The sequence below is a fragment of the Sphingopyxis sp. 113P3 genome (assembly GCF_001278035.1).
Taxonomy (GTDB): domain Bacteria; phylum Pseudomonadota; class Alphaproteobacteria; order Sphingomonadales; family Sphingomonadaceae; genus Sphingopyxis.
Genome location: NZ_CP009452.1, coordinates 4,266,877 through 4,281,483 on the forward strand (window position 1 = coordinate 4,266,877; position 14,607 = coordinate 4,281,483).

Sequence of the window (14,607 nt, forward strand, 5' to 3'; positions counted from 1 at the left end):
ATTGAAGCTTCGATGCGTGAGATTATTTTCGATACCGAAACGACGGGACTCGATCCTCGATCCGGACACCGGTTGGTCGAAATCGGATGTGTCGAACTGATCGACCGCCGCGAATCGGGGCGGACCTTCCACGCCTATTTCCACCCCGAACGCGACATGCCGGCGGAAGCCGAAGCCGTCCACGGCCTGTCGATCCAGTTTCTTTCCGACAAGCCGCTGTTCGCGGAACGCGCCGACGAGCTGCTTGCGTTTTTGGGCGATGCGCCGATGGTCGCTCACAATGCCGCGTTCGACTTCGGATTTATCAACGCCGAGCTCGAACGCGCAGGCCGGCCCCTGCTCGATATGACGCGTATGTGCTGCACGGTGCAGATGGCGCGCAAGCTGCATCCCGGGGCAAAGCACAGCCTTGACGCACTCTGCACCCGCTACGGGATCGATCGCAGTCATCGCGTCAAGCATGGCGCGCTGCTCGACGCCGAGCTGCTTGCACATCTCTACATTGAAATGACCGGCGGCCGGCAGATCGGCCTGGGGCTTGCGGCGAGCACGGCTATAAGCGGCCGCACGACCGTGATGCTGCCCGGCAGCGCAGCCGCTCCGTCCCGTCCGTTCCGTGAGCCGCGGCCGCACGCCGCAACTCCCGCCGAGCTCGCGCGTCATGCAGAATTCGTGGCCACACTGCACCAGCCATTGTGGCACGATAGTCCGTGACGGCCGCCTCCGGCGGCGGCCGCTGAGACCCTCGAAGGAGAAGAGCAATGGAAATCCGCGTCTCTGGCCACCAGATCGAAACCGGCGAAGCGCTGCAGGCGCATGTGTCGGACCGGATGAACGCGATTGCCGACAAATATTTCTCGCGGGCGATTGGGGCGCACGCGATCTTTGGGAAAGGCCCGCATGACAGCTTCCAGTGCGACATTGTCGCGCACGTGATGCAGGGGCTTGTCCTCAAGGGGCACGGCCAGGCGCAGGACGCGCACGTCGCGTTCGAGGGTGCGGCCGAGCGCATCGAGAAACAGCTGCGCCGCTATATGCGACGGCTCAAGGACAAGAGCAGTCCCAGCCAGCCGTCCGCGACCCTCGACGAGATTCAGGATAATGCAAGCTATACCGTCTTCGACGTCGGCAGCGAGGATGAGGAACCGGGCGACGCGCCGGCGATTGTCGCAGAAACGCGCGTCGATATTCCCACGGCAAGCGTATCGGATGCGGTGATGATGCTCGACCTGCGCGATACCAATGCACTGCTGTTCGTCAACGGCCGGACCGGCGCTCATAATATGGTGTATCGGCGCCGCGACGGCACGATCGGCTGGGTCGAACCGCAATAGGGGGCTGGATTTTCTCCGCCATCCGTCCTAAGGGCCGCGCCCATTGACGCCCAATGCCTGGATGGCGGGCCTGCCACGACCGATCCGCGACCGATCGCCAACCGATGAATCGGGCGGCTCGTCCCGACGCTTTGACAGATTTGACCAGACCCATGAACCTATCCTCTCTCCTCTATCCTGCGACCGTGCGTGCGCATGTGCAGCTCGATTCGAAGAAGGCGCTTTTCCCGTTCGTCGGCGATCTCGCGAGCCGCTCGCTCGGCCTTGACGCTGGCGAAGTTGCCGAAGCGCTGCTCGAACGCGAGCGGCTCGGCTCGACGGGATTCGGGCGCGGCATCGCGCTGCCCCACGCAAAGCTCGCCGATCTCACGGGAGTACGCGGCCTGTTTCTGCAGCTTGCAAAGCCCATCGATTTCCAGGCTGTTGACGGGCTCCCTGTCGACCTCCTCTTCGTGATCCTGTCGCCGCTCGATGCGGGGGCCGATCATCTGAAGGCACTCGCGGGCGTGTCTCGGATGCTGCGTAACGAAGCCGTGGCCGAGCGGCTGCGCGGCGCGAAGAGCGACGAGGCGCTCTATGCGCTGCTTGCCGATTCCGAAACGCGTGACGCGGCCTGACGCCGCGCCTGCGATACACCCGTGAGCCGGCTGACGAGCCGTTTCCTCGTCGACTTGCTCCTCCGCCGGGCGGAGGCCGCGGGGGGATTCGCCGCCGTGCTCGCGGCGGGCGATGAGCGGGCCGGAAATATTCTTGTTCAGTGCCGAGACCGCAGCGCCGCGGGACCCCTTCTCGAGCGGCGCTTCACGCCAGGTGGCGACTATATCTGGGATGCGGTCGGGCCCGAAGATCCCGCGAATTCGCAAGCGCAGTCTGCCTATGTCGAGCGGCGCCGCAGGGCCGATCCCGACCTGTGGGTCATTGAACTGGATATCGCGGATGCGCCACGACTCGTCGCTGAATGGGGCGCACTTGCTTGACATTGCTGCGCCGCACAATAGCTGGCGCGCACCTCAGTAACGCGTAGGTCGTCCCGCGGATTTTCGGGCTTTGCCCTGAAATTCCGGCTCAACGGTTCGGACACGCAGTCGGATGATGACCGCAGGCGGCATACAGCATAGCTCCCGCCTGTCTTGAAAGTTCCGGTCCATCAGCCGCCCTTTTGACGGAAAATATGAGTCGCATTTTGAACGCCGCCAGCATGGCTGCCGTGGGCCTGACCGTGGTTCCCCTGCTGCTGCTGGCCGAACCCGGTTTCGCAACCGGCCTTGGCGCCGACGCCAACACCCCGACCATCATCCTTCCGGGCGCCGAGACGCGCCCATCGGCTGAAACCGCCGACCCGTCGACCCCGACCGAAATCCCGCTCGACGTGAATGCCAAGACCCCCGAGCAGCCCGCAGCACACAGCGATGCGGCGGACAAGCCGGTTACCGCCGCAACGCTTGCGGCGCTCGTCGATGCGACCCCGCCCCCCGCGACCATTGACCGCGAACTGCGCTGTCTTGCCGGAGCGGTCTATTTTGAATCGCGTGGCGAATCGCTCGCCGGCCAGCTCGCTGTCGCGCATGTGATCATCAATCGGGCCGAGTCGGGCCGCTTCCCTGCAAGCTATTGCGGCGTGGTCCATCAGCGCAGCCAATTCAGCTTCGTGCGGCAGGGCAAGATGCCGAAGATCCGCGAATCGAGCCTCCAGTGGCGCAATGCGCTAGCGATCGCACAGATCGCGCGCGACGACCGCTGGAAGACCAGGGCGCCCGGTGCGCTTTTCTTCCACGCGCGCTATGTCTCGCCGGGCTGGCGCAAGACGCGCGTCGCGCAGATCGACAACCATATCTTCTATCGCTGAGTTGCCGGGTTCACGGCTGTGGAACCGGCCTGCGTGCCGAGCTGGACCGGCCCGGCGCCGCCGCTGCGGCAGTGCGCACCGTTCATTGCCAAGCCAGCTTCTCTGGCGCATCATGAACTCATGATGCGCCATCTTTCCGCCGTTTTGCTCGGCCCCGCCACGCTCGCTCTCGGGGCCTGCGCCACCCCCGTTCCGCCTTTCGAGGTCACGCGCTTCCACACCGCTGCGCCAGCGGGCTGGGCGCCGGGGACGCGCTATGTCGTCGACAGCGCGCCGATCGCCGATCCGGCCGCCATGAGCCCCGGCGGCCAGCCGTCGCTTGAATGGAACAGTTATCGCATGGCGGTTGAGCGCCAATTGCAGCTGCAGGGCCTCGTCGCTGCCGAAGGCGCGGGTGAAAGCACCGCCCCAATCAAGGTCCGCATCGGATTTGAGCGCAGTGATCACGCGGCGGCGGGAAAGCGCTCGCCTGTTTCGGTCGGCGTCGGCGGTTCTACCGGCAGCTACGGCTCGGGCGTCGGGCTTGGTATCGGCTTCAATCTGGGCGGCGGGCCGCGCCAGATGCAGGATCTGCAGCTGACCGTGCGGCTCGACGATGCTGCAACGGGCCGCGCCTTGTGGGAAGGCCGTGCGATTTCCGCGGTGCCGGTAAAGGCCCCGGCCGCGCAACCGTCGCTCGCCGCCGCCAAATTGGCCGAAGCCTTATTCAAGGACTTCCCCGGCGAATCCGGACGCACTATCAGCGTACCATGACAATCAGCATCAACGCCGCCTTCGATAGCGGCAACATCGTCGTGGAGTCGCTCGACGGGACGGCCGCCCGCCTTTCGATCCGCAAGGATCGCGAATCCGACTTCTATCAATGGTTTCACTTTCGCGTGGCCTGCGCGGTCGGCGATGAACTTGAACTTGCCATCGCAGGCCTTGCGGGTTCGGCCTATCCCGATGGCTGGCCGGGCTATGCTGCCTGCGCAAGTACCGACCGCGAAAACTGGTTCCGTCTCGACACCGAATATGCTGACGGCACACTCACCATCCGGCACACCGCCGAAAGTCCGCTTTTGTGGATCGCCTATTTTGCGCCCTATTCGATGGAGCGGCATCATGATCTCGTCGCCTCGGTCGCCGAATGCGAAGGCGTTACCCATCGCTGTCTCGGCACCAGCCTTGAAGGCCAGCCGATCGACTGCCTCGAAATGGGTACGGGGCCGGTTCAGGTCTGGCTCTATGCGCGCCAGCACCCCGGCGAAAGCATGGCAGAATGGTGGATGGAAGGCGCGCTTGAGAAGCTGACCGATCCTGCCGATCCGCATGCTCGCTCGCTGCGGCAGAAGTGCCGGTTGCACATTGTCCCGAACATGAATCCCGATGGCTCGCGCCGCGGCCATCTGCGCACCAACTATGCGGGCGTGAACCTCAACCGCGAGTGGCACGATCCTTCGGCGGAGCGCAGTCCGGAGGTTCTGTGCGTGCGAGGCGCAATGGACGAGAGCGGGGTCGACTGGGCGATGGACGTCCACGGCGACGAAGCGATTCCCGCGGTCTTTCTTGCAGGGTTCGAGGGGATTCCATCGCTGAAAGGCGAGCAGATGGCAAAGTTTCTCGCCTTCCAGGCCGCACTCGCGAAGAACAGCCCCGATTTCCAGATTGAGCTCGGCTATGAACAGTCGGCGCCCGGCCAGGCGAATTTGACGATGTCGACCACTCAGCTCGCCGAACGCTTCGGCGCGGTGTCGATGACGCTCGAAATGCCGTTCAAGGACAATCGCGACTTGCCGGATCCTGTTGCGGGCTGGTCGCCCGAACGCTCCAAGCTGCTCGCGCACGCCTGCCTTCAGACGCTGGACCAGATGCTGTGAGCGCCGCCTGGCGGATCGTCGAGGACGATCTGTCGGGCGCTGCGATCCGTGCGCTCCTCGAGCGGCATTTCGCGGGGATGCTCGCGAATTCGCCAGCTGGAAGCTGTCATTTCCTCGATTTCGAGGGGTTGAAGACGCCGGGCGTCACCTTCTGGTCGATTCATCTGGACGAGAAGCTTGCAGGCTGCGGCGCGCTCAAGATGCTCGATGCGCGCCACGGCGAGGTCAAGTCGATGCGCACCGCCGATGCCTTCCTGCGCCGCGGCGTTGCAGCCCGCATGCTGGCCCACATCATGACGGAGGCCAAAGCGCGGGGACTCGAGCGGTTGAGTCTCGAGACAGGGTCAGGCGCCGCCTTCGAGCCCGCACATGCGCTTTACCGCCGTCACGGCTTCGTTGAATGCGAGCCTTTTGCCGACTACCGCCCCGACCCGTTCAGTCGCTTCATGACGCGGCCGCTCTAGAGGCACAAACGGGATCCGGCAGCTAACCGGACCCCGTTCATCATCAGACTGCTCGAAGGGAGGCGCGTCAGGCGGCCTTCTTCTTGTCCTCGAGCACAGGCTGCGTGCCGCCGATGGCAATCTTGTGCGGCTTCATCGCCTCGGGCACTTCGCGCACCAGGTCGATTGTGAGGAGCCCGTCGGCGAGGTCGGCGCCTTCGACGCGCACGAAATCGGCGAGCTGGAAGCGGCGCTCGAATGCGCGCGTCGCGATGCCGCTATAGAGCAGCTTGCGCTCTTCACCTTCCTTCGCTGCCGCCTTGCGTCCGCTGACGGTCAGCATGTTCTGCTGGGCGGTGATATCGATCTCGTCATTCTTGAAGCCCGCGACCGCGACCGTGATGCGGAAGTGGTCGTCGGCGATCTTCTCAATATCGAACGGGGGGTAATTGTCCGCCGAGCCCGTGTTTTCGAGAAAGTCGAACAACCGGTCGAAGCCGACAGTGGAGCGGCGATAGGGGGTCCAGTCAAAACTGTTACGCATGGTTCATTCCTTCCTTCAAAAAGCGAAGTCATGGGGCAGCGGCACCGTGCCGCAGCCTCCTCCGGCCCCGTAGCGGCGGCCGGATGACGCCAATCTGGTAACCACAGAAACCATTTCAAGAGGGGTGTTGGCCTTCGGGAGAAAGCCCGGCTAAAGGGCGGCGAATCCCCTCCTGCCAAAGGACCGCTCATGCCGCAGCTCATCCTCATTCGTCACGGCCAGTCGCAATGGAATCTCGAAAATCGCTTCACCGGCTGGTGGGACGTCGACGTTACCGAAAAGGGTGCCGCAGAGGCATGGACCGCGGGCGAGTTGATGAAGGCGAAGGGGATCGCCCCGGCGACCTGTTTCACTTCGGTTCAGACGCGCGCGATCAAGACGCTGAACCTCGCGCTTGAGGCGATGGGGCGGTTGTGGTTGCCCGTGACGAAGGACTGGCATCTCAACGAACGTCACTATGGCGGCCTCACCGGACTCGACAAGGCCGAGACCGCGGCGAAGCACGGCGACGAGCAGGTGAAGATCTGGCGCCGCAGCTTCGATACGCCGCCGCCGCCCCTCGACGCGGGTTCGCCCTATGACCTCGCTGGCGACCCGCGCTATGCGGGCATCGAGGTCCCCGCGACCGAAAGCCTGAAGGACACGATTGCCCGCGTCCTCCCTTATTATGAAAGGGCGATTGCGCCCGAACTGCGGGCGGGAAAGACAGTGCTGATCTCGGCGCACGGCAATAGCCTGCGCGCGCTGGTCAAGCATCTCTCGGGCATTTCGGACGCCGACATCACGGGTCTCGAAATCCCGACAGGTCAACCGATCGTTTATGAGCTCCATGACGATCTGAGCGCCCGCGAGCGCTATTATCTGAACGAGCGCTAGGACCCATTTTTAGCCTCCCCTTGCGCTCGGGCAAATTTTCGACATGATGTCAGGAAATTACGGGGGGACCGATTTGGGCAAGAGGGGTTGGATAGGGCTCGCGCTCGCGCTTGCGCTAGCAAATGGGGCAAAGGCTGAGGACGACCAGGTTAAACGGGGACCCGCGCCGGACTGGGTGGTCCCGTCGGAGCTGATGCCCGTCCCTGATGGGGTGAGCGGGATGCTTTTCGTTCGTCGCCAAGATATTCTGGCGCATCTCGACGATGAGGGGCAGGCGCACTATCTGGGATACCGGATGCGGATTCTGCATCCCAATGCGCTCCAACTGGGCAATATCTCGATCGCCTGGAACCCCGCCTCGGGCCCGCCCGTCGTACACATGATCAACGTGCACCGCGACGGCGAGACGATCGACGTGCTCAAGGACGCATCCTTTGAGATCCTGCGCCGCGAGGATCAGCTCGAGGCGGCCATGCTCGACGGCGAGTTGACCGCCGTATTGCGTGTGCCAGACCTGCGCGTCGGCGACGAGCTTGAAGTCGGCCTCACCACACGGACAAGCGATCCCACGCTCGCCAAGCAGGATTCAGGTCTCCTTGTCCTTCTTCCCAATCCACAGCCTGGCCGTATCCGGATGGGCGTGAGCTGGGACGAGGGCCAGAAGCCCGGTATCCGGATGACCCCCTACATGGCGGCGGCTGCGCGGAACGGTGACCGCAGCATTGATTTCCTTTTTGACAATCCGGAAACGCTGGTCCCGCCGAAGGACGCGCCTGCGCGCTACCAGTGGCAACGGGTGGTCGAGTATAGCGATTTCCCGGATTGGGCGACCGTATCGCGGCATTTCGCCCCGCTTTACGCCAAAGCCGCGCACATTCCCGAGGGCTCGCCGCTCAAGGCCGAGGCGCGCCGAATCGCCCACGCGCACGCGCGCCCGCTCGACCGGGCGGCCGCGGCGCTCAAGCTGGTTCAGCAGGATGTGCGTTATATCTACGTGGGGCTGGGAAACGGTAATCTGACCCCCGCCGCCGCGGACGAAACCTGGAAGCGCCGCTATGGCGATTGCAAAGGCAAGACCGCGCTCTTGCTGGGCCTGCTCGCGGAACTCGGGATCGAGGCAGAGGCGGTCGTCGTGAACAATCAGGGGAATGATGATGGTTTCGACGAACGGCTGCCGAACCCCAGTCTCTTCGATCATGTCCTCGTGCGCGCGCGAATCGAAGGTACGTCCTATTGGCTGGACGGAACGATGCCGCCGGTGGCGACTCCGTCGACCGAACCGGTCATTGATTATCGTTGGGTTCTGCCACTGAAGGCGCGCGGCGGTACGCTCGAGAAACGTGAATGGCGGCCCGCCGGCACACCGGATGAGCTCACGCTCTACGAAATCGACGCGCGAGCGGGCTTCGACAAGCCAGCGCGTGTGACGAACACCGTCATCAGCCGGGGCATCGCGGGTCTGCAGCAGCAAGTGCAGATGTCGAGCCTGACCGCAGACCAGTTGCTCGGGGTGTTACGCCGGGAAATGGTCGGCAGCACCTGGCAAACGGTCGACGAAGCCGAATGGCATTATGATCAAAAGGCCCGGGCGAGCGTGTTGAAGATCGTGGGTACCTGGGAGGTCGACTGGGAAAATGACGGCGGCGGGGCCCGGTCGCTTGCGCTGCCGGGCGGAGGCTTCAATCCGCCCGAGAAGCGTGTACGCCCGCCCGAACAGAATCAGGATCTTCCTTACTACAACGCCCCTGAATTTGATTGCCGAGTGACGACGGTCCGCTTTCCATCCACCACCAAGGCGGCCGATTGGACGTTCAAGTCCGGATTTGACACTCGAATCTTCGGGAAAAACTATTATCGCGCGTTCGATAATCGCGACGGGTCGATCCGCATGGTACGCGGCCTTCGCGTCGAGAAACGGGAAATCGATGCGGCTAGCGCGCGACGCGATAACGGACGGATTGCCGACTTTGACAACAGCAAGGGCTGGATCTTTTACGATCCGCTGGGTGGGGCTGCTCCCAGCCCCGCGCGCCAGCTTGTACCTGCCACCTACGACATTGACTGGACCGCCGACATCGTTCCCTGCCTGTCGCCGGCTACGATCAATCGCGCAGAAGCTCGTTGATCCCCGTCTTGGCGCGGGTCTGCGCGTCCACGCGTTTCACGATCACCGCGCAATAGAGCGACGGCCCGGGCGTTCCGTCGGGGAGCGGCTTGCCAGGTAGCGAGCCGGGGACGACGACGGCATAGGGCGGGACTTCGCCGATGACGACCTCGCCGGTCGCGCGGTCGACGATCTTGGTCGAGGCGCCGAGATAGACACCCATCGACAGCACCGCGCCCTCGCGCACGATCACGCCCTCGGCGACTTCGGCGCGCGCGCCGATGAAGGCGCCGTCCTCGATCACGACCGGGCCAGCCTGCAAGGGTTCGAGAACGCCGCCGATCCCGGCGCCGCCCGACAGATGGACGTTCGCGCCGATCTGCGCGCAGCTTCCTACCGTCGCCCATGTGTCGATCATCGTTCCCTCGCCGACGCGGGCGCCGATATTGACGAAGCTCGGCATCAGCACCGCCCCCCTGCCGATATGCGCGCCGTGGCGCACGATCGCGCCGGGCACCGCTCGGAAGCCCGCATCGCGAAAGCGGTTCTCGCGCCAGCCCGCGAATTTGGATGGAACCTTGTCCCACCAGGTCGCGCCGTCGGGCCCGCCCTCGATGATCGCCAGGTCGTTGAGGCGGAACGAGAGCAGCACCGCCTTTTTCAGCCACTGGTTCACCTGCCATGCGCCGGCGACGTCACGCTCTGCCACGCGAAGGCTGCCGTCGTCGAGTCCCGCGAGCGCCGCCGCGACCGCCTCGCGCACTGGCCCCTGCGTCGCCACCCCCAGCGTGTCGCGGACATCCCAAGCGGCTTCGATCGTCGTCTGCAGGTCACTCGTCATGAAAATCCCCAGGGTAAAGGCAAGCTGTCGAGCCAGGCGCCGATGTCGTTGACGTGAAAGTCGACATGCTCCGGCCGGTGGTCGCGATGGCCGCTTTCGCTGCCATTGTCCAGCCACACGGTGGTCATTCCCAGCGCCTTGGCCGGGGAGAGATTGCGCGCCATATCTTCGACGAACAGGCTCTTCGCCGGGTCAATGCCGAGATGCCCGACCATCGCCGCATAGGCCGCGGCCTCGGGCTTGGGGGTATAGGCTGTGATGCGGATGTCGCAGATCCCGTCAAACAGGTCGGCGATCCCGCGCGCATCGAGCACCCGCGCGGCATAGTCGGCGTCGGCGTTGGTGAAGACAAACCGCCGCCCCGGCAAGCGCTCGAGCCCTGCGCGTAGCCGCGCATCGGGTGCGATGCGGTCGAGCGCGATCGCGTGGACGTCGGTGAGGAAATGCTCGGGATCGACGCCGTGGTGACGCATCAGCCCCGCCATCGTTGTACCATGATCGTGGAAATAACCCTTCTGCACCCGCCGAGCCTCCTCGGCATCGCAGCCGAGCAGCCGCATGATGAAGGCGCCCATGCGATCGTCGATCAGGTCGAACAGCTTCGCCGACGGCGGATAGAGCGTATTGTCGAGATCAAAGATCCAGCTGTCGATATGGTCGATGCGGGGAAACATGGCGCACCGATTAAAAGCTCGGGTCCGCTGCGGCAAGCATCAGCCGCCTAGTGCCTCGCGCAGCCGCATCCATCGGGCCAGTTTTGCGTCGAAGCCGATCGTGTGTGCGGCGCTGCTCGAGGGGAGGTCAATCAGCATGATGGATCGGGCGGTGGTAGACAATTGACGCCGTCCGATCGCTGCGGCCTTGCCGCCGTTAAAGGCGATCATGCACAGATCCGGCAGCATTTGGACCAACTCCGGAAGATCGTGCACCTCGGCATCGCGGATGTCGCCGTCGCTGCTGGTTCGGCGCGCGGCTGTGCGGATCACGTCCCAGAGGCCGATCCGCGCCGCGGCGAGTTGGGCGAGGCGGTCCTCGTAGGAGAGCGACGCGAGGGGGAGCCTGGTGACGGCGCCGAGCAGCCGCCAGAACTGGTTCGTTGGATGGGCATAATATTGCCGCGCAGCGAGCGAGCGGGCGCCGGGCAGGCTGCCGAGAATCAGCAGCCGGGCGTCGGATGCGACATGCGGGGCGAAGCTGGCGTGGCGGACAGCGGGCATCGCCCTTCGCTATCGGGCGGATTCGTGCGCTGCAAGCTGCTTCGGCCTTGACCGGCAGGGGAATCGCCGCTAGGGGCGCCCCGTTCGAAAGCGGCGGACTTCCATCGGTTTCGAGTCACAACAGCGCTTGAACATTGCTGGCGCGGATGAAGCCTCCGGGGGGTCATGCTGATCCGCCGGGGTCTTTTGCTGTTATCAGGTCGGCCGTTTTCTGCCATTTCGGGCGGACTGGGCCGGAGCTTCATCCACCGCGGTAGAGTAACCGTTCGCTCCGATGGGCGGACACATAAAGGTGAAGCATTCATGCCCACGATCAACCAGCTGGTCCGCAAGGGCCGGACTCCGCAGAAGGTGAAGTCCAAGGTCCCGGCGATGGAAGCGAACCCGCAAAAGCGCGGCGTTTGCACCCGTGTCTACACGACGACCCCGAAAAAGCCGAACTCGGCGCTCCGCAAGGTTGCAAAGGTCCGCCTGACCAACAGCCGCGAAGTCATCACCTACATCCCCGGCGAAGGCCACAACCTCCAGGAACACAGCGTCGTGCTGATCCGCGGCGGCCGTGTGCGCGACCTTCCCGGTGTGCGTTACCACGTCCTGCGCGGCGTGCTCGATACGCAGGGTGTGAAGGACCGCAAGCAGAGCCGTTCGAAGTACGGCGCGAAGCGTCCGAAGTAAGGACCGCTTTTTCGGCTATTTGATCATCCCGTTGCGCGCTGCGCCGGGATGCTGTTGCAAAGGAATATCCCATGGCTCGTCGTCGTCGTCCTGAACGCCGCGAAATCCTGCCCGATCCCCGTTTCGGGGATGTCGTGCTGTCGAAATTCATGAACAGCGTCATGCTGGACGGGAAGAAGTCCGTCGCCGAACGCATCGTCTATGGTGCGCTCGAGTCGGTGGAAGCCCGTGCCAAGAAGGAACCGCTGAGCGTGTTCCACGAAGCGCTGGCGAACATCCGCCCGAACATCGAAGTGCGCAGCCGCCGCGTCGGTGGTGCGACCTATCAGGTCCCCGTCGAAGTTCGGCCCGACCGCGCGCAGGCGCTCGCGATCCGCTGGCTGATCGCCGCGGCGCGCAACCGCAGCGAAACCACGATGGCCGCGCGTCTGTCGGGCGAACTGCTCGACGCGTCGAACAACCGCGGCAACGCGGTGAAGAAGCGCGAAGACACGCACCGCATGGCCGAAGCGAACCGCGCTTTCAGCCACTATCGCTGGTAAGCGCCTGCGAGACGCCTCTCGCGTCTCGTAATCGCAAGGAAACTTCCTATATCGGGGGCGGCCAAAAGCCTCCCCCAAAACCCAAGGAAAAGATCATGGCACGCAGCCATCCGCTCGAACGCTATCGCAATTTCGGTATCATGGCGCACATCGACGCCGGCAAGACCACCACGACCGAGCGCATTCTCTATTACACCGGCAAGTCCTACAAGATCGGCGAAGTTCACGACGGCGCCGCGACGATGGACTGGATGGAACAGGAACAGGAACGCGGCATCACCATCACGTCCGCGGCGACGACCTGTTTCTGGAAGGCTGACGAAGGCAATGGCCCCGAGCATCGCCTGAACATCATCGACACTCCGGGTCACGTCGACTTTACCATCGAGGTCGAGCGCTCGCTTCGCGTCCTCGACGGCGCGGTCGCCGCGTTCGACGGCGTTGCCGGCGTTGAGCCCCAGTCGGAAACCGTGTGGCGTCAGGCCGAAAAATACGGCGTTCCGCGCATGTGCTACATCAACAAGCTCGACCGCACCGGCGCCAACTTCTATTACTGCGTGCAGACGATCATCGATCGCCTGGGCGCAACCCCGGCCGTCCTCTACCTGCCGATCGGTGCCGAGAGCGACTTCGTCGGTCTCGTCGACCTCGTCAACGAGCGCGCGATCATCTGGAAGGACGAGAGCCTGGGCGCGGAATTCTTCTATGAAGAAATCCCGGCCGACCTGAAGGACAAGGCCGCCGAATATCGCGAAAAGCTGGTCGAACTTGCCGTCGAGCAGGACGACGAGGCGATGGAAGCCTATCTGGAAGGCAACCTTCCCGACGTGGCGACGCTGAAGGCGCTGATCCGCAAGGGCACGCTGGCGCAAGCATTCGTGCCGGTGCTGTGCGGCTCGTCGTTCAAGAACAAGGGCGTGCAGGCGCTGCTCGACGCGGTTGTCGACTATCTGCCGAGCCCGCTCGACATCCCCGACGTGCAGGGCATCAACCCGGCGAACGATGAGCCCGACACGCGCGCGACGTCGGACTCGGCGCCGCTGTCGCTGCTGGCGTTCAAGATCATGAACGATCCGTTCGTCGGCTCGCTGACCTTCGCACGCATCTATTCGGGCACCCTCACCAAGGGCAGCTACCTGAACTCGGTGAAGGACAAGCGCGAGAAGATCGGCCGCATGCTCCTGATGCACGCGAACAGCCGCGAGGACATCGAGGAAGCCTATGCGGGTGACATCGTCGCGCTTGCTGGCCTCAAGGAAACCACGACCGGGGACACGCTCTGCGCGACCAACGCGCCGATCATCCTTGAGCGTATGGAATTCCCTGAGCCGGTGATCGAGCTGTCGGTCGAACCCAAGACCAAGGCCGACCAGGAAAAGATGGGCATTGCGCTCAACCGCCTCGCGGCCGAGGATCCCTCGTTCCGCGTTTCGACCGACCATGAATCGGGCCAGACGATCATCAAGGGCATGGGGGAGCTTCACCTCGACATCCTCGTCGATCGCATGAAGCGCGAGTTCAAGGTCGAGGCGAATGTCGGTGCGCCGCAGGTTGCCTACCGCGAGTCGCTCGCGAAGCCTGTCGATGTCGATTACACCCACAAGAAGCAGTCGGGCGGTTCGGGCCAGTTCGGCCGCGTCAAGGTCAGCGTCTCGCCCGGCGAGCGCGGTTCGGGCATCACCTTCATCGACGAGATCAAGGGCGGTAACATTCCGCGCGAATATATCCCGTCGGTCGAAAAGGGCATGCGCGAAGCGGCCGAGAATGGTCACATGATCGGCTTCCCGATCATCGACTTCGAGATCCGCCTGACCGACGGTGCGTACCACGACGTTGACTCGTCTGCGCTGGCGTTCGAAATCGCTGGCCGTGCGGCGATGCGTGAAGTCGCGGCGAAGGCCGGCATCAAGCTGCTCGAGCCGGTGATGAAGGTCGAGGTCGTCACCCCTGAGGAATTCATGGGCGACGTGATCGGCGACCTCAACAGCCGCCGCGGGCAGATCCAGGGCACCGACAGCCGTGGGAACGCCCAGGTGGTTGAAGCGATGGTCCCGCTTGCCAATATGTTCGGTTACGTCAATCAGCTGCGCTCGTTCACCCAGGGCCGCGCGCAGTACACGATGCAGTTCTCGCACTATGAAGAAGTGCCGAACAACGTCGCCGAGGAAGTGAAGGCCAAGATGGCCTGATGGGTCAAAGCCGCGCGGTCTCGTGCCGCGCGGCAAGGCCAGCACGAGCGCGGACTTGCACCGCGCGCCAAGAGTGATTAAGGGCGGCGCCTGATTCAGCAGGGCTCGTCCACGACTGATCAACCCAAACATCGAAC

17 protein-coding genes are annotated in these 14,607 nt (G+C 63.9%); 13 read left to right on the forward strand and 4 right to left on the reverse strand.

Going from position 1 to position 14,607, the window contains the following annotated elements; all coding sequences use genetic code 11:
- Window positions 1-12 precede the first annotated feature (12 nt).
- The 8 genes from dnaQ to LH20_RS20680 all read left to right on the forward strand — a co-directional run bounded on the left by dnaQ (window position 13) and on the right by LH20_RS20680 (window position 5,503).
- Window positions 13-714: a DNA polymerase III subunit epsilon gene (gene dnaQ, locus LH20_RS20645; protein ID WP_053555841.1), complete on the forward strand. Its 702-nt coding sequence runs from the start codon at window positions 13-15 to the stop codon at window positions 712-714.
- A gap of 47 nt (window positions 715-761) precedes the next feature.
- Window positions 762-1,334, forward strand: a complete 573-nt coding sequence (gene hpf / locus LH20_RS20650; protein WP_053555842.1) for a ribosome hibernation-promoting factor, HPF/YfiA family — start codon at window positions 762-764, stop codon at window positions 1,332-1,334.
- Between the two features lie 152 nt (window positions 1,335-1,486).
- Window positions 1,487-1,951, forward strand: a complete 465-nt coding sequence (locus LH20_RS20655; protein WP_053555843.1) for a PTS sugar transporter subunit IIA — start codon at window positions 1,487-1,489, stop codon at window positions 1,949-1,951.
- 21 nt (window positions 1,952-1,972) lie between these two features.
- The gene (locus tag LH20_RS20660) at window positions 1,973-2,311 is read left to right on the forward strand and encodes a DUF1491 family protein (protein ID WP_053555844.1); all 339 of its coding nucleotides are present in this window, start codon (window positions 1,973-1,975) and stop codon (window positions 2,309-2,311) included.
- A 194-nt stretch (window positions 2,312-2,505) separates the two neighbouring features.
- Window positions 2,506-3,180: a cell wall hydrolase gene (locus tag LH20_RS20665; RefSeq protein ID WP_053555845.1), complete on the forward strand. Its 675-nt coding sequence runs from the start codon at window positions 2,506-2,508 to the stop codon at window positions 3,178-3,180.
- A 120-nt stretch (window positions 3,181-3,300) separates the two neighbouring features.
- Complete coding sequence (locus LH20_RS20670; protein ID WP_053556421.1) at window positions 3,301-3,933, forward strand: DUF4136 domain-containing protein; 633 nt, start codon at window positions 3,301-3,303, stop codon at window positions 3,931-3,933.
- Window positions 3,930-5,039 carry a M14 family metallopeptidase gene (locus tag LH20_RS20675; protein WP_053555846.1) on the forward strand — a complete coding sequence of 370 codons (1,110 nt, stop codon included), beginning with the start codon at window positions 3,930-3,932 and terminating at the stop codon, window positions 5,037-5,039. Before LH20_RS20670 ends, LH20_RS20675 begins: the two co-directional genes overlap by 4 nt.
- A complete protein-coding gene (locus LH20_RS20680; protein WP_200905407.1) occupies window positions 5,036-5,503 on the forward strand; it encodes a GNAT family N-acetyltransferase in 468 nt (155 codons plus the stop codon). Before LH20_RS20675 ends, LH20_RS20680 begins: the two co-directional genes overlap by 4 nt.
- Before the next feature lie 67 nt (window positions 5,504-5,570).
- On the opposite strand, the gene LH20_RS20685 is transcribed toward LH20_RS20680, so the two are convergent.
- The gene (locus LH20_RS20685) at window positions 5,571-6,026 is read right to left on the reverse strand and encodes an Hsp20 family protein (RefSeq protein WP_053555847.1); all 456 of its coding nucleotides are present in this window, start codon (window positions 6,024-6,026) and stop codon (window positions 5,571-5,573) included.
- A gap of 189 nt (window positions 6,027-6,215) precedes the next feature.
- Between LH20_RS20685 and gpmA the strand changes: the two genes are divergently transcribed.
- Window positions 6,216-6,902, forward strand: a complete 687-nt coding sequence (gene gpmA, locus LH20_RS20690; RefSeq protein WP_053555848.1) for a 2,3-diphosphoglycerate-dependent phosphoglycerate mutase — start codon at window positions 6,216-6,218, stop codon at window positions 6,900-6,902.
- Window positions 6,903-7,122: 220 nt separating this feature from the next.
- Window positions 7,123-9,027 carry a DUF3857 domain-containing protein gene (locus tag LH20_RS20695; protein WP_235527051.1) on the forward strand — a complete coding sequence of 635 codons (1,905 nt, stop codon included), beginning with the start codon at window positions 7,123-7,125 and terminating at the stop codon, window positions 9,025-9,027.
- Here the strand turns inward: LH20_RS20695 and dapD are convergent.
- The 3 genes from dapD to LH20_RS20710 are packed head-to-tail and all read right to left on the reverse strand — an operon-like array spanning window position 9,005 to window position 11,064.
- Window positions 9,005-9,847, reverse strand: coding sequence for a 2,3,4,5-tetrahydropyridine-2,6-dicarboxylate N-succinyltransferase (gene dapD / locus LH20_RS20700; RefSeq protein ID WP_053555849.1), 843 nt, complete (start codon window positions 9,845-9,847; stop codon window positions 9,005-9,007). The two genes, LH20_RS20695 and dapD, sit on opposite strands and share 23 nt — an antisense overlap.
- Window positions 9,844-10,521 (reverse strand): pyrimidine 5'-nucleotidase, encoded by a 678-nt coding sequence (locus tag LH20_RS20705; RefSeq protein ID WP_053555850.1) that lies wholly within the window; start codon window positions 10,519-10,521, stop codon window positions 9,844-9,846. The genes dapD and LH20_RS20705 overlap by 4 nt, the downstream gene beginning before the upstream one ends.
- A gap of 39 nt (window positions 10,522-10,560) precedes the next feature.
- Complete coding sequence (locus tag LH20_RS20710) at window positions 10,561-11,064, reverse strand: DNA-deoxyinosine glycosylase (RefSeq protein ID WP_053555851.1); 504 nt, start codon at window positions 11,062-11,064, stop codon at window positions 10,561-10,563.
- A gap of 303 nt (window positions 11,065-11,367) precedes the next feature.
- Here LH20_RS20710 and rpsL point away from each other — a divergent pair, with 303 nt between their 5' ends.
- The 3 genes from rpsL to fusA all read left to right on the forward strand — a co-directional run bounded on the left by rpsL (window position 11,368) and on the right by fusA (window position 14,470).
- The gene (gene rpsL / locus LH20_RS20715; protein WP_053555852.1) at window positions 11,368-11,739 is read left to right on the forward strand and encodes a 30S ribosomal protein S12; all 372 of its coding nucleotides are present in this window, start codon (window positions 11,368-11,370) and stop codon (window positions 11,737-11,739) included.
- A 71-nt stretch (window positions 11,740-11,810) separates the two neighbouring features.
- The gene (rpsG, locus tag LH20_RS20720; protein ID WP_053555853.1) at window positions 11,811-12,281 is read left to right on the forward strand and encodes a 30S ribosomal protein S7; all 471 of its coding nucleotides are present in this window, start codon (window positions 11,811-11,813) and stop codon (window positions 12,279-12,281) included.
- Between the two features lie 95 nt (window positions 12,282-12,376).
- Window positions 12,377-14,470 carry an elongation factor G gene (gene fusA / locus LH20_RS20725; RefSeq protein WP_053555854.1) on the forward strand — a complete coding sequence of 698 codons (2,094 nt, stop codon included), beginning with the start codon at window positions 12,377-12,379 and terminating at the stop codon, window positions 14,468-14,470.
- Window positions 14,471-14,607: the final 137 nt, after the last annotated feature.